At 45.0% G+C, this 24,910-nt stretch carries 13 protein-coding genes; 11 read left to right on the top strand and 2 right to left on the bottom strand.

Translation table 11 applies throughout. The features are described 5' to 3' along the window. Positions 1 to 7: 7 nt before the first annotated feature. Positions 8 to 1,546, bottom strand: coding sequence for a glycoside hydrolase family 31 protein (locus QNH28_RS22045; protein ID WP_283908564.1), 1,539 nt, complete (start codon positions 1,544 to 1,546; stop codon positions 8 to 10). A gap of 238 nt (positions 1,547 to 1,784) precedes the next feature. Between QNH28_RS22045 and QNH28_RS22040 the strand changes: the two genes are divergently transcribed. The 7 genes from QNH28_RS22040 to QNH28_RS22010 all read left to right on the top strand — a co-directional run bounded on the left by QNH28_RS22040 (position 1,785) and on the right by QNH28_RS22010 (position 16,512). Beyond that, positions 1,785 to 3,116: an ABC transporter substrate-binding protein gene (locus QNH28_RS22040; protein ID WP_283908563.1), complete on the top strand. Its 1,332-nt coding sequence runs from the start codon at positions 1,785 to 1,787 to the stop codon at positions 3,114 to 3,116. Positions 3,117 to 3,195: 79 nt separating this feature from the next. After that, entirely contained in the window at positions 3,196 to 4,065 is an 870-nt protein-coding gene (locus QNH28_RS22035; RefSeq protein WP_283908562.1) for a carbohydrate ABC transporter permease, read from the top strand. A gap of 17 nt (positions 4,066 to 4,082) precedes the next feature. Next, entirely contained in the window at positions 4,083 to 4,913 is an 831-nt protein-coding gene (locus tag QNH28_RS22030; RefSeq protein ID WP_481858335.1) for a carbohydrate ABC transporter permease, read from the top strand. Between the two features lie 71 nt (positions 4,914 to 4,984). Continuing rightward, on the top strand, positions 4,985 to 11,473 hold the full coding sequence (locus QNH28_RS22025) for an S-layer homology domain-containing protein (protein ID WP_283908561.1): 6,489 nt from the start codon (positions 4,985 to 4,987) through the stop codon (positions 11,471 to 11,473). Between the two features lie 142 nt (positions 11,474 to 11,615). Then, a complete protein-coding gene (locus QNH28_RS22020) occupies positions 11,616 to 13,175 on the top strand; it encodes an ABC transporter substrate-binding protein (RefSeq protein ID WP_283908560.1) in 1,560 nt (519 codons plus the stop codon). Continuing rightward, entirely contained in the window at positions 13,168 to 14,880 is a 1,713-nt protein-coding gene (locus QNH28_RS22015) for a sensor histidine kinase (protein ID WP_283908559.1), read from the top strand. The genes QNH28_RS22020 and QNH28_RS22015 overlap by 8 nt, the downstream gene beginning before the upstream one ends. An 18-nt stretch (positions 14,881 to 14,898) precedes the next feature. Continuing rightward, entirely contained in the window at positions 14,899 to 16,512 is a 1,614-nt protein-coding gene (locus QNH28_RS22010; RefSeq protein WP_283908558.1) for a response regulator transcription factor, read from the top strand. Between the two features lie 234 nt (positions 16,513 to 16,746). On the opposite strand, the gene QNH28_RS22005 is transcribed toward QNH28_RS22010, so the two are convergent. Beyond that, positions 16,747 to 17,589 carry a DNA-binding protein gene (locus QNH28_RS22005; protein ID WP_283908557.1) on the bottom strand — a complete coding sequence of 281 codons (843 nt, stop codon included), beginning with the start codon at positions 17,587 to 17,589 and terminating at the stop codon, positions 16,747 to 16,749. A gap of 364 nt (positions 17,590 to 17,953) precedes the next feature. Here QNH28_RS22005 and QNH28_RS22000 point away from each other — a divergent pair, with 364 nt between their 5' ends. The 4 genes from QNH28_RS22000 to QNH28_RS21985 all read left to right on the top strand — a co-directional run bounded on the left by QNH28_RS22000 (position 17,954) and on the right by QNH28_RS21985 (position 24,872). After that, complete coding sequence (locus QNH28_RS22000) at positions 17,954 to 21,850, top strand: X2-like carbohydrate binding domain-containing protein (RefSeq protein ID WP_283912231.1); 3,897 nt, start codon at positions 17,954 to 17,956, stop codon at positions 21,848 to 21,850. 54 nt (positions 21,851 to 21,904) lie between these two features. Beyond that, positions 21,905 to 22,111, top strand: a complete 207-nt coding sequence (locus tag QNH28_RS21995; RefSeq protein ID WP_283908556.1) for an NAD-dependent epimerase/dehydratase family protein — start codon at positions 21,905 to 21,907, stop codon at positions 22,109 to 22,111. Between the two features lie 10 nt (positions 22,112 to 22,121). Beyond that, positions 22,122 to 22,409, top strand: a complete 288-nt coding sequence (locus QNH28_RS21990; RefSeq protein ID WP_283908555.1) for an NAD-dependent epimerase/dehydratase family protein — start codon at positions 22,122 to 22,124, stop codon at positions 22,407 to 22,409. A 255-nt stretch (positions 22,410 to 22,664) separates the two neighbouring features. Then, a complete protein-coding gene (locus QNH28_RS21985; protein ID WP_283908554.1) occupies positions 22,665 to 24,872 on the top strand; it encodes a helix-turn-helix domain-containing protein in 2,208 nt (735 codons plus the stop codon). The last annotated feature ends 38 nt before the right edge of the window (positions 24,873 to 24,910 follow it).

Here is a 24,910-nt window from a genome sequence, read left to right as displayed (position 1 = left end):
TAAGTGTTTAGATTTTTCGATACCATGGCAAACGGGAAAGCGGGACACTCACTTCGACCTGAACTGGGCCTTCAACGATGCTTCCGTCATCACCCAGCCATTGGCCATTCGGGAATTGTATCATTCGAGCTGTTTGCCCCTTATTCATGACTGGTGCTACCAGAATGGCTTCGCCAACCATGAATTGATCTTGAACTGTATGGAAACCTTGACGCGGGAAAACGAATTCCAGACTACGCAGGATTGGGAGCCCATCCTCAGCAGCTTGGCTGGCAAGCTCGGATAGCAGAGGCCCTAACTCCGATCGTATCTGTACGGCGTCCATACACCAGGACAATTCATCACCATTCAAAACCCGCCAGGGCGCCATGGAAAACTGCATCACGGGAAATAAAGCCGAGCACTGAACAAAACGGATAAAAAGTTCAGAATCAAAACGGAAATCGGGTGAATTAATGTCACCATCCATCCCTCCGCCTACCATATCAGGACAGTTGTAGGCATATCCCATCAGGCCCTGGGCAATAGCATTTGGGATAAGTCCTCTCAGTCCGGTCGCAGCATTCCATGTGTGTGTTTTATCGCGTTGCCGCTGAATGAGCGCCTGTCCCCCGAGTTTCCAGCACATGCGCAGTTCGCTAAGGGCGTATCCGATTCCCAATCGGGCATATGACTCACAATCTTCCATTGGGCGAACAGGACGTGACCATGCGACCTCTTTTGTAATGTCATCCATTAGGTCAGGTAATAGAGGTTCTCCTGCATCGAGCTTGAATCCGTCAACTCCGTAATCTTCAATCAGTCTGTCTAACTGCTGTCTGAACCATGCCGAGCCTTCTGTACTTGTATAGTCAACGATCGCACTGTACCCGTTCCACCATCTCCTCAGGACAGGGGCGCCATCAGCATGCTTCATCAAGATGCCCAGGTCTAGTAATTGACGGAATTTAATACTATCGGGACTTACATACGGGCACACCCAAAGCATGATCTTAAACCCTAATTCGTGTAAGGATTTGATCATTCCAGCGGGGTCGGGGAATCGATGCTTTTCAAAGTCCCATGTTCCATAGTCTTGCATCCAGTTATCGTCAATGATTAACACACCGGGGGGCATGCCATTTTGAATAATGGATTTTGCGTAATTGAGGAGTTTTTCCTGTGTCGGTTCGTAAAACATTTCCACCCAGGTACAATATTGCGGTGCCGTGAAGGCTAGTTTATCAGGTGTAACACCGGAAGGGGAAAAATGGTTTTTAGATGCATGGCGGTACGCGCCTTGAAGGGATTCATGTCCTTCTTCAATCCATAGCTTCTGTTTGTGATCGATGGTAAGGCTGCTCTCATTAAACGAAAAGGCAAACGGCTCTTCGCACCAAATATACCTTCCCAGATTAGAGAGTAATAAGGGAGAAGCTTGATTGTCATCCGTAAAACGTAAGTCGCGTGTATGTGGTTGGTCGCCAAACGGCATTGAATGCCCTTCGTTTATAACACCTCCCCACCAGAACTCTCCGGTTTTTTGAGGCAATACAGTGATTGTCATTGCAGACACTCCAATCTGAGGTATGAAATAATTTGCGCAATTATTTACTAACATTATGGATTAATCTATATTTCAATGCAAACCTTTTTTATCTTAATATTTAGGCATCAAATCTTTAAAATGAGGCATTTAAAGGGGGTGTGTGATTGAATTAAAATCAATATGTAAGGAGGCAAAGTGATTTGCAGTCGATATTTACGCAAATTTTTGCCTAAACAACAAATTAGGGGGATGTTATATGAAGAAAAGAAACAAGTTTTCATTCCTGTTGCTAACTGTCTTAACTGTTTTTGCTCTGGTCACAGCTGCCTGCAGCAGCAATACTAACAACACAGCAGATAATAGTCCGAAAAGTAATGCCGGTAATGCTGAGAAAGCGACTGATAAGCCTCAAAAAAACGTAACGCTTACCTATTCCATATGGGATAAAATTCAGCAACCGGCAATGGAAGCCATTGCAAAGGAGTTTACGGCAGAAAATCCAAATATCAAGATCAAGGTTGAAGTTATTCCATGGGGTGATTATTGGACAAAGATGTCCGCAGCTGCTCCTGCCGGTACACTGCCTGATGTTTTCTGGATGCATGGTGGTCAATTTGTCAAATATGCAACAGGTAAATTCATTGAGCCGATCACAAGCAAGATACAGGCTGGAGAAATTGATCTAAATAATTATGCGGCAGACCTTGCTTCCATATATACACTGAATGGTGAAAACTACGGCATACCGAAGGATTTTGATACGATCGGTTTAGCGTACAACAAAGAGCTCTTCGATCAAGCTAAGATCCCTTATCCAGACGATACTTGGGATTATGCCAAGCTTGCCGAGGTTGCCAAGCAATTAAGTCAGCCTGATAAAGGCATCTATGGCTTTGGGGCGAAAATGGACACTCAGACCGGGTATTGGAACGATATATTGGCTAATGGCGGGAGTATTTTGTCTGCTGATATGAGTAAGTCGGGGTACGATGATCCGGCTTCCATTGAAGCTTTGCAGGCCCGGTATCAAATGACTGTCGATGGCGCCTCTCCTACGCATCAGCAAATGACGGATACGGAAGCTACCGAAATGTTCAAGTCCGGCAGATTAGCGATGATTTTCGACGGATCCTGGCGGATCAGCGACATTGACAGCAGCGAAATTATTAAGGGCAAATGGGATTGGGCTAAATTGCCAAAGGGTAAAGTGAAACGAGCTAATATCATTAATGGTCTGGGCAATGTCATGTCCGCAAGTGGTAAAAACAAAGATGAGGCTTGGTTATTCCTCAAGTTCCTTGGATCTGAAAGAGCAGCGCAAATTACGGCGGAAATGGGTGCGGCTATACCGGCATTCAATGGCACTCAGGATGCGTGGCTAACTTCGAGACCTCACTTGAATCTGAAAATATTCACTGAACAGGTGGCTGATGCGACTCCGTATCCGAGTGGTTCGTTAGCTTATCCGGTATGGTTCGCGAAAGAGCCTGAGATTATGTCGCAAGCGTGGGGCGGAGCCATTTCGGTTGAAGAAGCTGCGAAGAAGGTCGCTGAAATGATGAATCAAGCGATAGAAGAAACGAAATAAGCCAGTTATCCAAAATAAAGTGATTCAGGGAACGTTCTTGGAGATTAGGAACGTTCCCGATGAATAGGGAGTGGTCAGATTGAATTCCAGAAGCAGATATGTATGGGCTTATTTCATGATCGCGCCGACTCTCCTAGGCACATTGGTTTTCTGGGGTTGGCCGGTTCTCCAATCAATTCTGCTGGGATTCCAGCAGTCGGAGAATTTCGGGCTCGTTAATCATTGGGTTGGATTTGATAACTATGTGAAGTTATTTAATGACGGAGAGTTTTGGCAGAATCTGCGCAACACTTTATACTATGTTGTTCTGTTTGTACCGATTACACTTGCCCTTTCTACTTTTTTTGCTGTAATGCTGAATACGAAGATTAAAGGATTGTCCGTTTACCGGGTCGTGTTTTTCTTACCTCAAGTCACAATGCCTGCAGCGGCAGCGATGGTTTGGGTCGTCTTATTCGCCCAGGACTTCGGGCTCATCAACCATATATTAGGAACTCGTGTAGCCTGGTTGTCTAATCCCAATTATGCGATGTTTGTGTTGGTTATCGTTGGCGTGTGGGGGGCAATTGGCTTGAATATGCTGTTGATTCTTGCAGGTTTGCAAGGGATACCTAAATCACTCTATGAAGCTGCAGAGATTGATGGCGCCAAGAGAATGGGGAAGTTTCGCTATATTACACTTCCCATGTTGACACCAACACTTTTTTTCACGAGCATCATCCTTTTGATTGGAGCAACGCAAATTTTCGACTCCATCTATCTGATTATCGGGAAGACGAATGTAGCACTTCCATCCGTTCGCTCACTTGTTTATGCCTATTACCAAAACACTTTCGTATATTTTAATCCTAATTATGGCGCAGCAATTATAAATGTATTGTTGTTTATTAACGTCATACTGACAGGGATCCAATTTGCTCTGCAAAAAAAATGGGTCGTCTACGACTAAGAAGGGGGGAGTCAGAAGTGCACATCTCATCAGCGCGGAAGATTAACTCGATTGTTCATATCATTCTAATGATTAGCGCTATTGCTATGCTCGTTCCATTTATATGGATGGTGCTAACTTCGCTAAAGACAACGACGGAAGCCACGCAAATTCCGATCCGTTATTTTCCGGAGGCCCCCAGCTTAAGAGGATATATAGAGGCGATCAAGCAATCGGCATTTCCGCATTATTACTTAAATACAATTTTTACGGCATTAATGAAAACCGTGTTTCCAGTTATATTTAGTTCGATGGCAGCGTATGCCTTTGCACGGATTAGATTTCCAGGAAGCTCATTTCTTTTTGCATTGATTATATCGGTCATGATGGTACCTAATCCTGTTTTTTATACGCCGCAATATATGATGATGAGTGACTTGGGCTTGGTCAATACGGTTACTGCCCTCTGGATTACTTCGCTGATCAGTCCTTTCGCTACTTTTCTTTTAAGGCAATTTTTCCTGACTATTTCTAAGGAATTGGAAGAAGCGGCAGTATTGGACGGCTGCAATCCATTTCAAATTTATTGGCATATCATGCTTCCTTTAGTTAAGTCGGCTTTAGTTGCGATTGTTATTATTCAATTGCAGTGGGCATGGAATGAACTGCAGTGGCCACTTATCATTAACAGCTCACCTGAGAAGATGACTTTGTCATCAGGTATTGCGACGCTAGTCTCTATGTTCGGAACGGATTACCCAGTATTGATGGCAGGCGCCTTTATGGCGGTAGTTCCGATGATCGTCCTCTTCTTTATTTTTCAAAAGCAGTTTATCGAAGGAATTGCATTCAGTGCGCACAAAGGATAAACCGACAGTTTCTTATTTGGCATTCTGAAATCGTTCACACTGATGGATAACAGCGTTAACGAGGAGGTTCTATGAATCCATTATCCGTACAATATACTAGGAAGGCATCATTTAAAGTATTGCTCATCGTATTTTTGTTACTGAGTACGTGCTTTGGGAATGCTGCAGGCACAGTCAATGCGGACCCGGAGCAGGCGCGTGTACCCTCAAATCCATATCCAAGCCCTGAAGTGGATAGTGCACTAACCAAGCATGATTTGACGTATGCTCCAAGTCCGCTTGACAATCCGCTCAAGGGGTTCGCACCTTTCTATCCTTGGGAAACGGAGACCTCATTCCCCCACAGCCTGGAATGGTATTATGTCCCGCTGAAAGCAGTGATGAACGGTCCTGACTCCTATACATTTGAAGCTGGTCTGGAACCGGCATTGAATGCAATTGCGGCAAGAGGGAATCAGGCAGCGATCAGAGTGTATCTTGAATATCCGGGAAAAGAGGATGCCATCCCGGATTTTATTCATGACAGCGGCATTGCCATGCGGCATAACGATACGTTTGACCAAGACGAGCCTGATTACGATGACCCGGCTATGGTAACTTATTTGACGAACTTTATTCGAGCCTTCGGCGCAAAGTATGACGGAGATCCGCGTATCGGATTTATTCATATGGGCCTCGTTGGACTATGGGGAGAGTGGCATACTTACCCTTATGATGAGGATGATGCGGACGGTTTGCCGAACTATATGCCTAGTGCTGAAACTATGGGAACCATTTTCAATACCTATGATTCAGCTTTCAATCAAACTAAGCTTGAGGTTCGGTATCCCGGCTTGCCGGGCGCATCGGAGTTCAATATCGGGTACCATGATGACTCTTTCGGGTATAAGGAAGGTGATCCGCTGCAGAGTGTAACCCAGCCGGAGAGTATGGGCGGAACCTATTACTCGTTTTTGACCAAAATGCTGGAGGCTGGTTCGGAAAATAAATGGATCACGCAATCTGTTGGCGGAGAAGTACGTCCGGAAATTCAGAACAGCTTCTTCAGTGGCGGCACTAATGTGGATAATGCAATGGATGATATTGAACTGACTCATGCAACGTGGATGATTAACCAGGGCGGTATCAGCAACTATAATGCCAATGATCCGGCCGTAGCCGCAGGCGTGAGAAAGATGGGCTACGATCTAAATGTGACGAGCGCCTATTATAATAATGTTGCCCAAGGTGCTCCGCTTAAGGTCGGAGTAGCCATTCAGAATAATGGCGTTGCTCCCTTCGCATATCCTTGGAAAGTAGAACTGGGAGTAAAGAATTTATCAGGGAAGCTTATTAAAGAGTGGGATACAACCTGGGATATGACAAAGGTTATGCCTGTGCAAATTAGAACGTATCCCGAGTGGAATCTTGCTGGTGATCCGCAGTACATCCCATTCGGTGAATCCTATTATTTCGATACCTCTATTGCCGCTCCGGAATTAAATGACGGCTATTATTACTTAGTGATGAAGGTCGTGAATCCGTTAGAAGCTATTAGCAATAAGGCGAAGAAGGTGAGATTTTCGAATACGGATCAAGACACAGAAGGGTGGCTCAATTTGGGACCCGTGCTGATCGGGGAGAGTCATTCAACAACACCTCCAACTTCACCCCCTCTGCCGCCAAAACGTCTGCTTGTGGATGATTATGATGGTACTAGGGCGTGGTCCGGAAGTACCCAAAATGATCTGAATCAATGGACCGGTTCAAGCGGTTTCGCCAACGGGAACGGTGCAGGTGTTATCGAAGATGGCGCACTGGTCCTGCAGTATAAGAATATGTCACGGCTAGAAACCAACATCGGCCGGAATCTTTCAGATACGGGGAAGCTGGTCATCCGGGTGAAAGGAGCCGTTGGCGGAGAGGAGAATCAGGTTAGTGTCAGTATTGGCGGCGTAACGAAGACACTCGGCCAATTCAGTGGAGATACGATAACAACCAGCTATAAAGATATCGTTATCGACTTGCCTGCCCAGGGAGTGGATTTATCGCAGACGATCTGGAGTGTAGCGATAGCACAAGCTACTTGGGATACTACAGGTACCATATATATTGATGAAATCTACTTCACTGATAAGTATGACTCAGATGATGATCCCGGTACTGGACCTGGAACTGACCCTGGTACTAATCCGGGTAATGGTACAGAAACACCAGGGCTGATTGAGAACTTCGAAGCTTATGCGGATAATGCTGCTCTTGGGCAAGCGTGGACAGAAGCGTGGAGCGATAAGTCAGGCTCGGTTACACGGGCGCTGGGCCAAGCGAGCGGAAGCAAGGGTCTCAAGCTTTCGGTCGCAATCCCGGATTCGGAGTGGTCGAATATTATTCATGCTATCCCTGCGGAGCTAAGAGACTGGTCCACTTATGACGGATTAAGCTTCTGGGTAGACAATACAACAACCGATAACAAGAATTTCAGCTTAAATGTTGCGCTGCAGACTCCTGTAGCGAGTGGAGAGTTCGGGCTGAAAGATGGCGGGGTAGCCTTGACGATGGCTACGGATGGAAGCTGGCATTCTGCGTCATTTAATGGAGGCTCGCTTAATGTTCCGGCAGGCTTCAAAGGCGTTGTAAGAATTCCTTGGGATCAATTCTTACAATCCGCTTGGCAGTGCGATGGTGTTCAGGCCGATTGCGCCGCTGTATTGGACCCTAGCGAAGTAACCGGGCTTCAGTTCGGATATCCGCCAGCAGGATATGTTCATAACGTGATCACGATTGATGACATCATGCTCTATCGCGCAGATAAAGTATTGGAGGATTTCGAATCGTACACAGACGATGCCGCTCTGCAGAGTGTTTGGAGAATAGACTGGGAATCAGGAGAACCGTCTACACTCCGCTCGCTTGATAAGGTTTATTATTCGAATGGCAATCAGGCGATGAAATTCTCTGTTGCACCTCCTCCGGGCAAAGCAGCATCCGATTGGGTCAATATCAAACGCGCAGCGTTTACCGGAACAGATTCGAATTGGTCGGCCTTTGATGGACTCACCTTCTGGGTCAACCATACATCATCAAGCAATAAAATTATGGATTTGAATATCTCACTTGTAACCGATGCGCCTAAAGGTGAGTTCTCTTTAAAGGCTGGGGGTGTTGTCAAGTTCTACAATGCAGTAGAAGGCTGGAAGTCAACCACTCTTGGTGGAGGTTCCCTGTCGATCCCACCAGGCTACACAGGAATGGTGAGAATTCCTTGGAGCGCGTTCGCCCAATCCGAGTGGCAGGGCTGCGATGCCTGTGATGCTGCATTCGACGCGAGCAAAGTGCTGCAAATTCAGTTTGGCTTCGCTCCTAGCAATCAGGCTGATAATGTCCTCAGCATCGACCAGATTGGATTATATGCATTAGCGGGCAGAACAGGTGGATCTGGAGAAGGGCCGGAGAATCCTCCAGTTGACCATCCAAGCCAGCCAGACTGGGCAACATCGGCTGGAACCCATGCCTTGGAGTATGCGCAGACACCTGTTGCTAACCCGCTCAAGGGGTTTCTGCCATTCTACGATGCTTCGGAGGAGGCTTATTTCAAAGTAGGCGATGATTGGAGAGATCGCCCTACACAGCTGCCTTACAGCCTGGAGTTCTTCTACTTGCCGCTCAGCAAGCTGATGAACAATCTGGACGACTTTGATTGGTCTGAGCTGGATAAACGGCTTGCAGCGGTCGCCTCCAGAGGCAATCAGTCCGTATTCAGGGTGTACCTGGACTACCCGAACAAACCTTCAGGCATACCGCAATTCCTGCTGGACGAAGGGCTGAAGACTTATGCTTATGATGAATTCGACAATGGTAAAGATGCCACAAGCTTAGCGCCTGACTATAATGATGAGCGTTTACTGGGTGCTTTGGATAATTTCATCAGCGCGCTTGGAGAACGTTATGACGGCGACCCGCGAATCGGATCGGTGATGATCGGATTAATCGGCTTCTGGGGCGAATGGCATACGTATCCGTATGACGGGAATCTGAAATCGCCTAACCTGATGCCAACCGATGCTAACCTGAAGCGTGTTCTTACCGCTATGGACAACGCCTTCGACCAAACGCAGCTCGTTCTAAGATATCCAATGGACAACAGCACGCTTAAGACCAGAAATTTCGATGTCGGTTATCATGATGATTCTTTTGCCTTCCAGACACTCCCGCCAAGTCTGGGCGGACAGGGCTGGCATTTCTGGGGCAGAGTCAATGACGCAGGAGCCACTGAGTTCTGGAAGAATAACACCATGGGCGGCGAGATGAGACCGGAAATTCAAGTGAAGATGTGGAATAATGATCCGCCTAAATATAATGAGCCGTCGACTCCGATCGAAGGGGCGCAGGGAGAGGATTATTACACCAGTCTGGGCTTGACCCATGCATCCTGGCTGATTGCACAGGGGATTTTCCAGACTCCGCTGGATGCTGCGCCTTTGGCGAGAGCTACTGAAGGTTCACGCAGGATGGGATATGAATATTATGTGCCCACCGCTTATCTGGACGCTTCAGATGGAAAGTTGAAGGTGGGAGTAGAGCTTGAGAACAAAGGAGTAGCACCATTTTACTACAACTGGAAGGTCGAGCTTGCGGCCAAATCAGGAAATGACATCATTAAAATTTGGAAGCCGGATTGGGATCTGAAAGACATTCTTCCGAATACGAATGGATTTGATAACAACAAGCTGTTTGTATCAGCTGATAATCCGCAATTAAGTAATGGAAGCTATGAAATATTGCTGCGCTATGTGAATCCACTTGAGGAAATTAATGCTGATGCCAAAACATTCCACTTCGCAAATACTGAGATGGATGAAAGCGGCTGGCTGAGTCTGGGTAGCGTAGAGGTGACGAATAGTGCCGCCCAGACCTCAGTAAGGGTTACAGGCTTAAAGGGGAATACGCCGGAGCAGTTGCAATTGGCTCCAGGTGCAAGTAAGCAGATAGATGTTAGTGTAGTTCCGGCAGAAGCCGGCAATTCAAGGGTAGCATGGTCATCAGCAGACCTTAAGGTTGCTTATGTATCCGCCGCAGGCCTGCTCACGGCAGTGGGTGTCGGCCAAACTGTTATTACGGCGAAGTCTTCCGATGGCAATTTGCCAAAGAGCTTTACTGTGATTGTGACAACTGAACCGAACCCGCCCACCGGTGGCACACCAACGCCAACACCAACACCAACAGCAACACCAACACCAACACCAACACCGATAGTAACACCAACATCAGCACCTGTATCTACAACGCCAGTTCCTGCAACACCAGCACCTGTAATCCAGAATAATGGAATCAATCTGGAGCTGGCTGAGACAACACTTAAGCGGACAACGAATAAGGATGGGGTAAGCGAAACGATAGCAGCTGTTGATGTGAAGAAGCTGCAGGATGCTTTTCTAGCCCTTCAGAACAATCCGACTGCAGCCAAATCAGGTTCAGTAATCATTAAACTGAAGAGTGACGGCGGAAGTGTGAAGGTTAATATTCCATCCTCTGCGTTTGCAGGTGTGGTGGATGAATTGTCGGAAGTGTCCGTTGTGATTCAGACGGATTCTGGAAGCTACAAGGTTCCGATCAAAGTTCTAGACGTAGCGGCGTTAGCGGCGAAGCTTGGCGTAAGCCCGGCAGATATGACCATAAGTATAGTTATAGACCGGGTTGCAGGCAGCAGGGCAGAGCTATTGTCTGAGCAGGCGGGCAAAGAAGGTCTGACCTTGCTTACTCCAGCTTTCGATTACAGAATCTTAGCGCAAGCAAACGGTCTGTCGATTGAGCTGGACAGCTTCGGCAGTACCTATATCGAACGAACCCTTATTCTTCCGGGATCAGTCGATCCGCAGCAAACCACTGCACTCCTGTTCAACCCAGATACAGCGGCATTAAGCTTTGTTCCGGCCCTGCTGCTTCATAATGGCGGAACTACCGAAGCTGTAATCAAACGGAACGGAAACAGTATTTATGTAGTAGCTTCGGGTACTAAGACATTCACCGATCTTCATGGGCACTGGGCACAATCGGACATCGAGCTCATGGCCTCCAAGCGGATTATAAACGGTGTTGCAGTTAACAGCTTTTTACCAGACAATCTGGTAACCCGCGCAGAGTTTGCGGCCATTCTCGTTCGTTCCTTGGGACTTAGTTCTATAGGTAAGGTAGCCGCCTTTAAGGACGTATCTACAGGAGACTGGTATGCGGGGGCAATTGCAGCCTCGGCTGAGGCAGGGATCATTGAAGGCTTCAGTGATGGTTCATTTAGACCGGGTGAAGAAATCACCCGTGAACAAATGGCTGTTATGCTGTCTAGAGCGCTGGATTATGTGGATAAATCCGTCCCGGCAAGTGATGGGAATGACACTATTCTCGGGAAATATACGGATAAAGATTCTGTCAGTTCTTGGGCAAAACATCCGGTAGCCGAACTGCTTACTGCACAAATCATCCAGGGGAAATCTACAACGATAATCGATCCAGCTGCCCATGCAAGCCGGGCTGAAGCTGCTGTCATGATCAAACGGCTGCTGCAGTACGTCCAATTTATGAACTAAATAGTTGAGTGGAATACAGGAGCACATGATATGGAATTCATGTGCTCCTGTTCCAGCTTAGAGGTCAATACATATTGTATCCGCTTTCATATATTTAGTGTAGACTAGCAATGAGGCTCTATGGTGAAGGAGGTAGCGGTTCATGAAGAAGCCCGCTGTCACTATTATAATTGCGATCTTTTTCCTATCTATAATCTACATGCTGTACAGCGAATATTTCCGCCCGGACGTGTCCGGTCCGCAAGGTTTACAGAATGCTAATGCAGCAAATGAACGGGCGGGAGATGCGCCGGAACCCTTCGTCACCTTGAAGGTAATTATGCCTGGCGATTTGTCGGCACGAATGGGTGATTTCGTTGAAAATGAATTGAATGAGAGGCTTAAAAAAGATTTAAATATGAAGCTTGAATTGACTTATATCCCATGGTCCAATTATCAGCAAAAACTGGAGCTGGCCTTATCCACTGGAGAAAAATATGATCTGTTCTGGTATGGCGCATCATTCGTCACTGTTTATAAAGGTTATATTCAGCCTCTAGATGAGCTTCTGGATCGATATGGCCAGGATCTTATTAAACACATCCCCGAAGAAAATTTTAAGCAGAACGTGATCGATGGCAAGCTTTGGGCGATACCGTCTCAGGCATTTACGTCTGCGGGGAAATTCTCTTCAGTTATGGTCCGCCAGGATCTGCTGGAGAAGGTCGGCATGTCAGAAATTAAGACAATCGCTGATTTGGAACTGTTTTATGAAAGAATGCAGGTGATAGATCCAAGTTATTATGGCTATCTGGAAACAGACCGAGGGCATGAAATGTTGTGGCGTGAATTGACAGACCGAAACTACTCTTCATTGGATGAGCGGCTGTTATTTATGGTTGATGAGGATTCTGGAGAAATTTTGAGTTATGTGGAGTCTGATTTATACAAAAAAGTAGCCCATTTACGAGAGTCATGGGTGAAGATGGGAATCATCGACAAGAATTTGGTGGGTAATCCGGCAGCAAAGATCGATCAGGAGAATGCAGGTAAGCTTCTTTTCCGGGTAGGTGCAGTATCGAGGGCGATGGAGAACCTGCAAACGGTACGGAATGCCGATCCAAATGCGAGGCTTCGCGAGTATTATCTTGCTAAGGAGAAGCCAAAGTTTATCACTACCCCAAGTAACGAAGCCTTTATGATTACGGCCGCAGCGGAAAATCCTGAACGCGCAATGATGTTTATGAATTGGATTCTGCAAACCCAAGAGAATTATAATTTTATTATTTATGGAGTACAGGGAAAGGATTATGAACTTGAAAAGGGGAAAATTAAGCAATTAACGAATGACCAGCTGATGTACGAATGGATGTGGCGTAATAAGGACTATTTTATCGCACCTGCCAGTGTAGAGGACGATATTATCCATGACTTGCTCAAGAATGACGAAAACTCCCGCATTTCCAGACTATTCGGATTTCATTTCAATGAGGCGTCTGTCAAGAATGAGATAGCGCAGGTAATGGCTGTATATAAGGAAAAATTCGAGCCAATCAATTTTGGATTAGCCAATTATGAAGAATATTATCAAGATGCAATTACAGATCTTAAGAAGGCAGGCTTTGACGTTGTTTATACTGAATTAAAGAAGCAGTTCTCAGAATTTGAGCGCGGGCATCCAGATGCTGAACCCGGCTTTGAGAGGACAATTGATCATGAGTAGATTCAGCATATTCACAAAACTAATAGCCACTTTGTTGATTTTACTTATCCCGATCCTGCTCCTGTTTGCGGTGTCGAATCGAACAAGCAAGGATGTACTGACGGAGGAAATTATTAAGGTAAAGCAATATCAGATTGAAACGTTCGCTAATCAGTTGGATCAGTTGTTTTTTCGGCTGGATACCTATAAGAAAATGCTGTACGAAAGTACGGATGTACGAAATTTGGCATACCCTGATTTGCTTGATGATGTTCTGGATAAATACAGAACCAACCGAACTGTCTCTGAAGAAATAAACCGTCTTGCCGGTTATGGTGACTGGAAAGCAGTGATCGCAGTTCTGTATCCTCGTACCGGAATTGTCATCAAAAGCAACTCCAGCTTAAATGCACTACCAAAAGTGCTTCCCGCGCAGGATACATTTTGGCAATACTATTCCGATTCTAATGAGGATTATTTCCTGGGGATATTGTCTTATCCCGAAAAATCAGCGGAGTCAGGCGAGGCGCATATGCGAGTCGTGCTTAAATTTGGTGTAGCCGAATTGCGGAGAGCTCTATCTGAATTTAAAACGAATGGTTCAGGAGATCCGTTCCTGTACCATCCAGGTATGGACCCTATTTATAATTACTCCGTAAATGTTAATCAAATTGATGAATTTCTTCCCCGGCTTGGAGAGATCGACCACTCGTTGGAAAGCGGATACATGCTGCTAAAATCCGATAAGACGAGGTTTCAGGTTCACTATCAAAAACTGGAATCATTAGGTTGGTATCTTGTTGATTATGTACCTATCAGTAATATTATGGCACCTATCAGCCGAAATCAGACTATGTTTTATGTGATAAGCGGTATGCTTCTGTTTATGGGGGCGTATCTTGCTTTTGTGATGTACAGGAATATTCAAATCCCCTTCCGGAAACTGTTCAAGAACATGAACTTGATCGAAAAAGGCATCTATTCCGTAAGAATGGTGGACAAACCTGAAGGGGAATACCGTTTATTGTATGAAAAATTCAACTCCATGGCCTCTAAAATAGAGGAACTGATCGAGGATGTGTATAAAGAGCAACTCCGGTCAAAGGATGCGACGCTAAAACAGCTGCAATCGCAGATCAATCCGCACTTTTTGTACAATACCCTTGCTTATATCAAAAGTATGATTGAGCTCAATGAAGACCAGGCTGCGGTTTCGATGACCATGAATTTGAGCAAGTATTATCGTTACACGACTAAAACGGGGAATAAGATGGTACGGCTGAAAGAAGAGCTGGATTTGATCCATTTTTATCTGGAAATACATTGTATGTTGAGAGATGATTTTGAATTTCATATTGAGGTTGAGCCGCAGATGGAAGACTTGGAAGTTCCGCGGTTAATTGTTCAGCCGCTTGTCGAAAATGTAATCCTTCATTCGTTCAAGAATCATTCCGACTATGGAATGATTCATATCCGTGTGTGGAGAGAGGAAGGTATGAATCATGTATCCGTTGAGGATACGGGCACAGGAATTGATTATTTAGTGATCGAATCTATCAGAATGAAGATTCAGTCCACTAACGAAGAAATAGAATCCGGACTCAAAAATGTTCATCAACGTCTGCGTTTGATGTATGGCAGTGACTCAGGCGTGCTGCTTAGTCAATCGAAGCTGGGTGGACTTTGCGTAGAATTATGTTGGAGCAGCAGGGAAGGTGAGTCTTGACCTAAGGAGGGGAAAGGGATGTACCAAATATTAATTGTAGACGATCATACCCATTTGGTAGACAGCCTGGCGATTGGACTTCCGTGGGAGAAAATGGGGATCACCAATGTCTATAAGGCATATTCCGGCGAGGAGGCCCTGGAGCTGCTGAATTACCATTCCGTTGATATTGTGGTAACGGATATTCATATGAATGGAATGACAGGCCTCGAATTGATCGCCCGAATAAATCAGAAATGGAAAAATACGAAGGCCGTTATTATTACCGGCTATGATGAATTTCAATATGCGAAGGAAGCTATCCAACAGCAAGTAGCTGAATATCTGCTCAAACCAGTCTCGAACGAGGAACTGGAGCAAACCCTACGCAATATTATCGTTAGGATTACAGAAGAAGGAAATGAATTGTTGAATCAGCAAAAATTCGTTTACCGTTTCCGGGAGAGCTTGCCCAAATTAAGAGAAATGTTATTGTTTGATTTGATCTCCGGCAAAAATTATCCCCTATCTGTTTTGAAGGACAAGATTCAACTATACGAGCTTCCCTTTTCTGTTGAAAGGGAGACCATTCTCTTATGTATGAGAGTGGAGGAGGATTATTCAAATACGGATCTTTATAGCCTCTCATTGATTGAATATGCTATGTATAACATCGTAGAGGAAGTTTTTTCGGAGAAATTTAATATCATGCACTGTAAAGATTCACATGATTATTTGATTTTTCTGGTTCAGACCAATCTTATGGAGCAATCAGACAAAGCGGGTTCCGCTATCATAGAAGACTTGGCCAGACTCTCCCAACATCAGATCAAATTGTATTTGAAATCGAAAGTTTCCCTGGTCATTAGCGATTGGGGAGGTTTTCCAAAAGACATTCTATCTATGTACCATTCTGCTTTATCGATATATACCGATTATATCGGCTATCAAACGGAAAGTTTTTTTCATGTGACGCAAAAGAAAGAAATCTTTGAAATCCAGCCGCTGGCAGAGCTTTATCGTCCCCAAACTTTAATGGAGTTAATCGATATCGAGCAATGGACGGCATTTGAGAGTAAGCTGAAACTGATATTCAGTGAACTTGAAGGGGCGGGCAGTGGAGCCCGTGAATACGGGATTGAAATCTATGTCACCCTGCTGCAAGCATACGCTTATTATTTGCACAAGAAAGGCAAACGGATCTTTGAGGTGTTTGGAAGAGATATCGAGAAGATGCTGAAAATGGATGCCAGCTGGAGTGATGAGCCGTTAAAAGAATGGGCCTTCAGTAGCTATGTCCAAATCAAAGCATTTAGTGACAGTCGCTCGGACAATATACGTTCTGATCTGATGGAGCGAATCCGCCGGTTTATACAAGGAAATATAAAAGATATAACTCTTCAAGCGGTAGCCGATAATGTTAATCTTCATCCAGTATATGTATCTAACCTGTTTAAACAGGAAACAGGAGAGAACTTCTCGAACTATGTGCTCCGTTTGCGAATGGAGAAGGCGGTTCAATTGTTGAAGTACAAGGACTTGAGAATCAGTCAAATTGCGCATGAAATAGGCTATCAGAAACCACAGTATTTTATTAAGTTGTTTAAATCCCAATATGGGATGACGCCGCATGAGTTCAAGAACAGTTTATGAAGAGGATTTATGGCGAAAAAATCCTGCATGATTCTGAGTACCTTGAATTTTAGCTAATCTATCATGTTCATTTACAAACAAAGGAGCGATCATCCAATAACCGGATGATCGCTCCTTTGTATAATCCAATGATTAAGTTTCAATTAATGACCCATTCCGTGATTGTTAACGGTGTAAATTGTGGAACCCGAATCGACAGCGGAAGCACTTGCAGAGGCGATCATTAAGCTGGAACTAATCAAGATTACGACTGTAAGCAATAACATTTTCTTTTTCATTAGTTAACTCCCTCTCTATTATAGTTTTCATTATGTTGTGATGCACTTGGAGCTGTGATTGGTTAGCATCATCTCTAAGGATCTCAAATAATGCTGCTGCTTTCTTAAAGCCTGTATCATCTTTCAGCGTAATACTTAATAGTAAGGTCTCCAGAATTATGTTTATCGCATCGAACGTATTCTCCAGTTTGTAGTGGTACGTCGCCAGCAAGAATTTGTAATCCACAAAATATCTTATACTCTCTTTAGTTCCTCGTGCTCCTATGTCGTTTGCGTTGATTTCGAATTCTCTCAGAATCCAATCTACGGAATAATTATATTTTATTGAGGATTCCAAGATGGTTATAAGTCCTGGCAGTAACTCTTCCTCAGCGCTGTTTCTAATAAATTGAACATATTCATTTAGGACCCCTTTCTGGCCTTCCAAAAGGTCGAGTACGTAGGTATTGGCTTTTGCAATATTACGGTAGTATTTGACTTCATTAATTCCTTCTTCATCTAACCCTTTGATCCAGCCTAATTCAGCATATTTTTGAATACACATTCTAGCTTCAGGATACTTACCGAGCTTTTGCAGTGCGATTCCTTTTGAACATAAGCTAAATCCAAAATAATAGGGAATACTCCGCTTCAGGTTTTGTTCTCTCAATGTGTCACTGCTTGTCTCATATATGAGTGCAATCTGGGTGATCAATCTATCTGCAATTTCAATCATAGCATCCCAATTTTCCAATGAAAAAGATGCCTTAAGCATACAAGTTAAGGAATCAGCATTTAATCCATCCAAATCCAACTTCAATGCGATCTTCCTTTCTTCTATGTATATCATTCATCTGTTATTGCTATGTTGTTTGTATCTCTAAACTATTCTTTATTTTACCAATATAGTAAGTGATTTTCATCACTGGAACAAGGAAACAAGAGTTTTTTTATGATTGTCCAATATAACCAGGGTACAGTGTTTTCACTAAGTTCCATAGAATCGAGGGAATTATGTTTGTTATGCTGTTTATTTGCCCCTCTGTTTTTGGGTTATTTGTACGTAAAATACCGAAATGTACCTATCTTGGAAATCCATATTCAATTATGATCTTTCCGAAAGAAAGCGCTATCAAAGTAATTTTAACCACATTTCATGAGGGGGTAAGGATGATTTGAAGCGAATGGGAAAAAGATTGGGTATGAGTCTGCTAGTATTCATTATTGCAGCGGCACAGTTCGGTTTTACAGGAATGAAAGGTAACGTGGCGCAAGCGGCGGAGAAGAGTTTGGCTCAAAAGCCGTATATGGGCTGGAGCAGTTACAGTATGCAAGTGTATGATGGGGCAGGAAACTGGACATCGGCGGAGAGCGTTAAGAAGCAATCGGACGCGATGCATGAGAAGCTGCAAGCCCATGGATATGAATACATTAATATTGATGCGGGCTGGAATGGCGATATGGATGAATACGGGAGACCCATTCCTAGTGAAGTCCTTTATCCGAACGGATTTCAGGAGGTTATTGACTATGTTCATAATAATGGACAAAAGATTGGGATCTATCTGATCCCGGGGGTATCTATCGATGCATATAACCGAAATCTTGAGGTGTATGGGACAGGCGGCGAATGTCGTATTCAGGATATTACGGCCAAGCCGCTTACCATTATGGATTATTGGAATTCCTACACCTATAAAATTGATTTCACGAATCCCTGTGCCCAGAAGTATGTGGATTCCATTGCAGATTTGCTTGGTGAGTGGGGGATTGATTTCGTCAAATTCGACAGCGTAACCCCTGGGTCGGGGATTGACAACTTGAGCCGGGATGCACGCGGCGATGTAGAAGCATGGTCCAAGGCTTTGGATAGAAATAACATCTGGTTTGAGCTGTCCTGGGCGCTCGACCACAATTACGTAGAATTCTGGAAAAAATATGCTAACGGATGGCGAATTGATTGGGATGTTGAATCTTATGACGGCAGTGGGTTAACAGCATGGCCGAGTATTTCTCGATTATTCCCCAAAGCAGCACTTTGGTGGCGGGACGCAGGCCCTGGTGGCTGGAACGACTTCGATTCTCTGAACGTTGGTAACGGCTCCATGGATGGTCTGACCAAGGATGAGCGGAAGACAGCGATGACGTTCTGGTCCATTTCCTCCGTACCGCTCTATACAGGGAATGACATGACACGGCTGGATAGTTATGGACTAGAACTGCTTACAAATGATGAGGTAATTGCTGTAAATCAGGCGGGACGTCCTGGTCATCCTGTATCGATGGATACCCAGCAGCAGGTCTGGTATGCCAATAATGGAGATGGGACCTACAGCGTAGCTCTGTTCAATCTGGGTAGTCGGGGTGCGGAGGTTAAAGTCAAATGGAGTGATCTCGGCCTTGAAGGTCCGGCTTCGGTACGCGACTTATGGAGTCATTCCGAGCTGGGAACCTTTGAGAAGGAATTTAGCGGTGGCATCCTTGAACCCCATGCCTCTCGCATGCTTAAAGTAACCGCGCTAAGCGGGACATCGGCTGTTAATAACGATGATACAGGGATGCGCTACAGCGGAGATTGGAAGCGAAATGGAGGCAAGGAGCTGTTAGAAGGGAAGCAGGATCTGAACATTACAATTAAGGATTCCTCGGCTGCTGCTACCAGTACTCCTCAAGAGGATGCTCTGAACTCTGTGGCTGACCCTGCTGCGGATTCAGCTTCGGCAAACAATATCACGGTTACTAATGTGGTTTACATTAATGATAATGACAGCAATATTAAATACAACGGCTCATGGCAGGTAAGCTCCTCTCGAGAACATGCGGATTACAATAACGATGTACATTATACCGAGATTGACGGCGATTCTTTTGACTATACCTTTACGGGGACAGGCATTGAGCTGCTGACGGAAAAGCATGAATCGCAAGGAGACATGATTGTTACATTGGACGATGGGGCAACACAGACTGTAAATGCGTATACAAGTGGACCTAGAGAGGTACAACAATCTCTTTATAGTGTAACTAGACTTTCTAACGGGCCTCACACGCTTAAGGTGAGCAAGGGCTCGGGAAATTATATGCTGCTCGACGCGCTGAAAGTGACAACAGAAAGTCCGGCAGGGGGTCAGAACAGTTCCATTACTCCGACATCCGCTGGTTTTGATAAAGCAACGGAACAACAGAAGGATGTCACAGTCACGCTTAATCTGAATGGTAATACGCTGAGTAATATCGAAAATAATGGAGTGGCACTCCATGAAGACGATTATACGGTGACTAATGATAAATTGACCATCAAGAAGGAATATCTTGCGCAGCAAGCTGCTGGCTTAGCAAGTCTGAACATCATCTTTAACGCCGGTGATCCACAGACACTAGCGGTACACATTAGCGACTCTACAGGCATTCGTTATGTGATGATTAATAACGATGATTCGACAATCAAATACAATGGCACCTGGAACCGCAGTAGTGGCAGAGGATTGGGTGACTATAAAGACGATGTGCAGTATACGGAGCAGAACGGTGATTCTTTCGAATATACCTTCAGAGGAACGGGGATTCAGCTGTTCACGGAGGTAGACGGGTCACAAGGAGATATGGATATTTATTTGGACGACGAATTCAAGGAAACTGTAAGTGCTTATCATAACGGACAATTGTCACTGCAGAACTTGTACAGCATCTCTGCTCTTTCGGATGGATTGCACACGCTCAAGGTCGTGAAGAAATCGGGCAGATTCATGCTGCTTGACATGCTTAAGGTGGAGATTCCGAATATGATTAATCCGATAGCAGGGAGCTTTGATAAATCGCCTTCTGCTCAGGAGGACATTGAGGTGACACTTCTGCAACAGCCAGAAAGCTTCATAGGCATTACGAACGGATCATATCATCTGGTTCCTGGGACCGATTATACGGTAGCTGGTGACCGTGTTACACTGAACAAATCTTATCTTGCAGCACAACCAGTGGGGAATTTGATCCTTAGCTTTACTATTGGTGGCGATTATCTCAATGACGTGCATTCAACGACAGTGGACGGCGATTTCTTTGAATATACCTTCAAGGGCACTGGAATCCGCCTGATTACACCTACGGGTCCAAATCAAGCTGAAGTAGATATTTATGTGGACGGACAACTAGTTCATACCGCAAACGCTTTTAGTTCAAGCCGGCTAACTAAACAGGAGATTTACAGTATTTCTGGATTAGCAAGTGGCTTACACACACTTAAAGCTGTCAAGAAATCAGGTAAACTCATGCTGACGGATCAATTGATATTCACAGTCCCAACCAGCGATGGCGGAACAACGAACCCTACGGAACCTCCAACACCAACACCAACGCCGGCAGCAACACCGACACCAACTGATGCAGGAAGCCCGTCTATTCCAGTTCAGCCTTCAGCCACACCTACCCTGAGTCCGACGCCAACTCCGGTATCTGGAACTGATGGGAAGGATGACACCGAGACGATGCAACATTCGGCGTATATCAACGGCTATCCGGGCGGCTTCTTTAAACCTGATGCTCCCATTACTCGTGCTGAGATGGCAACCATCCTAGCGAAGGTAGCTGAGAAAGAGGCCACTGGATCAGGCGTAACATTCAGTGATGTACCCTCCAGCTATTGGGGGACAGATGCTATTGCCAAAGTAGCTAAGATGGGACTAATGAAAGGTTACAGCGATGGCACTTTTAAGCCTAATCAACCATTGACACGTGCAGAAATGGCTAGTTTGGCGGCCATACTGAGCCCGAATTCTACAACATCGGGCCGTGGCTTCTCTGACATCACAGGCCACTGGGCACAGGCGGCGATTCTAAAAGCTCAAGATATAGGCATAATGAATGGCTACAGTGACGGAACTTTCCGCCCCAATTCCAAGCTTACTCGTGCGGAAGCCGTTACAGCTATCAACAGAGTTTTGGGCAGAGGCCCGCTAATGGGGGTCACACAGCCAGGGTGGAACGATGTTCCAGTCTCCCACTGGGCATTCAGTGATATTGAGGAGGCTTCGACCGACCATATCTCGAAGCCTAGTACACAAGGCGGAGAACAGTGGACAAAATAAGTTGAGCGATGAATGAACGGAGGGGCCTTCTTTGGCCCCTTTTTTCTGAATGATATGAGACGAGAAAAAGAAGGGAAGATGAGCATGAATATTCTAATTACCGGAGCAAGTGGATTTATCGGAACGGCTCTAGTCAAGTATTTGGCGGATAAACATACAGTGATTTGTCTGTCACGTCAAGCTCCGGAAGGGGCTTTTAAGTATGTTCAGGGTTCTTTTGATTCGGTGAAGGATTTGAGCGGGCTAGACTATCCCAGATGATCATCCCTGCTTGGCAGCGGATGCCTATGGGCTGAGCAAGGGGATGGTCGAGGAGTTGACCCGGTATTTTCACCGCAGTCATAAAGATACCGACTTTATTAATCTTCGCTTTGGAGCTGTAGCCTCCCCAGGCTGGATTCCTCCTGTCTTGGAAGCTGGGTCCAAACCACCGCTCCCGTTCATCACACTGGCGCATGTCCATGCAGAGGATGTGGTGGAGGGAATTACTGCGGCACTGGAGGCTCCACACGTCATGCGAGTGAACGGAATCAAAAGAATTAACGCGTCAAAAAGATAAAAAATCGGAGTTGCCGATAAAAAGGAGTGATAACAGCGTATATCTTTGCTTTTTATCCAATTCTGAAAGTTTGAAAAGCTATAAAATTGGCCTTGAACACTTGACTATTAAGTAAAATGTTTTAACCTATGGTAATGATAGCGCTATCGAAATGGGTTTAGGGGAGGGGTCACTACGCTTAAATATTCCAATATCTTTCGAAAATTTTTAATCTCTTATGTGGTCATTTTGGTCATACCCAGCATTGGTGGATACATGTCCTACCTAACCTCGATCTCCGTGACACAGTCCATCTCGATTGAGAATGGAGTCACTCAGCTTCAGAAGAGTCAGGAAATATTGGAGCGCCGTATGGCGGAGGCTGAAGGTTTTACCAGGCAATTGGCTGTCAACCAGGAGTTAAATGTACTCATGAATGAAAACGAAAATGAGACGAATGTTTATGGTATTTGGAAAACAATGCGGAATGTTTTGACCTTCGGTCAGACTAATGATTTTTTGCAAGACTATTATATTTACCTCGCCAATTATAATCTAATTCTAACCCCAGGCTCTTCTTACCGACCGGAACATTACTACTCTAATTTTAACTATAAGGATCTTTCGCTACAGGATTGGACCAAAGAAGTGCTTGAGAAAACCCACCGCGGCGAGATCAAGCCACTCAGTGATTTTGTTAGCAGGGGGATGGAAACCTCGGTCATTACATATATGCAGTCTCTCCCCTTGGATAGCTTTAACGATTCCTCGCCGGCTGTCGCGGTAGTGATTATTGATGAGAAAAATATTTCGAACCTGCTCTCAGGCCTGACCGAGCGATACGGAGGCTGGGTACATATAAGTGATGCCAAAGGGAATACGATTGCTTTACAAGGCAGCGATGAGCAGAAAATGATCCAAATGACGGACGATCCCGCTTTTGATAAGAACAAGGTTAGTCAGTTTTACAAGGACGATTTGGTGATTACTACCCGATCCGATTCCAATGGCTGGGTCTATCAGACAGGGATTCCTCAAAATATTTTGATGGAGAATGCGAACAAGATTAAGAGAATCTCGATACAAATTACGGGAGGTACGCTAATCATCGGCTTGATTGTAGGACTGATATTAGCATATCGTAACAGCGCTCCAATCAACCGCATGCTTAGCGTAATGAAGGACCAATTCGGCAAGGAAGAGGCCTCTGCAAAGAATGAATTTGACTTTCTAAGCGGAAATATCGCCAATATGATCACCAAGAACAAGCTGCTGGAAACCGAACTTAATCGCCAGCTTCCCTTGGTCCGAGATGCATTCCTGAAGCGCCTGCTAGCAGGTGAATTCAAAACGAATGATGAGATTCTCACAGCCGCCGAGCAGGTGGGGATCAGCTTGAAACAGAACAGTGGGTACGTAGGAATCGTGCAAATTAACGGCTATGCCGGTATGGACAGTGTTGAGATTCTTAATGAGCTGAGTGCTTCCCGTTTGCTGCTGAAGCAGTCCCTATCGGATCTCGGAGTGGATGTACTAATGACGGATATGGGCTCTGACAAAGTTGTAACTCTGTTTTTCTCCAAGGAAGAAGAGACTAAAGCGCATGAGGCAGAGAATATCACTCACATTCTGGAGAATTTGGCGCAGTACGTTTTTAATGAGTACCGTATTACTACTCAGGCGGGCTTCGGTGATCTTTTCACAGAAATAACGGAGGTTAGCCTTTCCTTTGACCAAGCCAAGCAAGCTCTGGAATATGCCGTCTACATGAATAAAAAAGGAATTGTCTGGAGTAGCGAAGCCCAAAATGAGAATACGACCTACTATTATCCACTGGATACAGAGCAACGTCTGATCAGTACTATTCGGGCTGGAGAGCTAGAGGAGGCTAAACGGATTGTCCGTGCGATCGTTGCCCAGAACATGGAACAGCGTGAATTATCCATGGAAATGAAGCAACAGCTTGTTGGTGAAATAAAAGGGACGTTTCTTAAGCTTCTGGATCAAAAGGCTTTTACAGAATACCTAGACATCGAGAGTGTGAAGCGGCGGATTATAGACATTGGTTCGTCGGAACGGCTTGAAATAATTCAGACCGAATTTTTTGTCATTATGGAAGAGCTGTGCGGACTTATTGCAAATAAAAAGAAGGATGTTCATATTCAGATTATTAAGCAGATCAAGGAATATACCGTAGAGAATTATTCGGATACAGAGCTGAGTCTGTACCGGGTAGCTGAACAGGTGGAACGGCCTGAAAAATATATTTCTCAATTGTTTAAGGAGGTTACGGGTGTCAATTTCTCTGACTATCTGATAAAAGTTAGAATGGATCAGGCTATGATTCTGCTAAAAGATAGTAGGTATACGGTTGATGAGATTGCCATGCGGGTGGGCTATAACAGTTCACATTCTTTCAGAAGGGCCTTCAAGCGGTTAATCGGCGTTTCACCGAGCGCTTATAGACAGTCTATTGATGAATAAATAGTTGTTTGGTGAAAATTAAGTATTAGACTGATCCA

It is taken from the genome of Paenibacillus sp. G2S3 (assembly GCF_030123105.1).
GTDB lineage: Bacteria > Bacillota > Bacilli > Paenibacillales > Paenibacillaceae > Paenibacillus_AQ.
Note: the sequence above shows the minus strand (reverse complement) of the source record. Positions and strands in the feature narration are given on the sequence as shown.

Bases quoted from the DNA above. Each gene is read 5' to 3' on its own strand.
- QNH28_RS22025 (WP_283908561.1), top strand. From the start codon at position 4,985: ATGAATCCATTATCCGTACAATATACTAGGAAGGCATCATTTAAAGTA.
- QNH28_RS21985 (WP_283908554.1), top strand. From the start codon at position 22,665: ATGTCCTACCTAACCTCGATCTCCGTGACACAGTCCATCTCGATTGAG.
- QNH28_RS22040 (WP_283908563.1), top strand. From the start codon at position 1,785: ATGAAGAAAAGAAACAAGTTTTCATTCCTGTTGCTAACTGTCTTAACT.
- QNH28_RS21995 (WP_283908556.1), top strand. From the start codon at position 21,905: ATGAGACGAGAAAAAGAAGGGAAGATGAGCATGAATATTCTAATTACC.
- QNH28_RS22045 (WP_283908564.1), bottom strand. From the start codon at position 1,546: ATGACAATCACTGTATTGCCTCAAAAAACCGGAGAGTTCTGGTGGGGA.
- QNH28_RS22010 (WP_283908558.1), top strand. From the start codon at position 14,899: ATGTACCAAATATTAATTGTAGACGATCATACCCATTTGGTAGACAGC.
- QNH28_RS22015 (WP_283908559.1), top strand. From the start codon at position 13,168: ATGAGTAGATTCAGCATATTCACAAAACTAATAGCCACTTTGTTGATT.
- QNH28_RS22000 (WP_283912231.1), top strand. From the start codon at position 17,954: ATGGGAAAAAGATTGGGTATGAGTCTGCTAGTATTCATTATTGCAGCG.
- QNH28_RS22020 (WP_283908560.1), top strand. From the start codon at position 11,616: ATGAAGAAGCCCGCTGTCACTATTATAATTGCGATCTTTTTCCTATCT.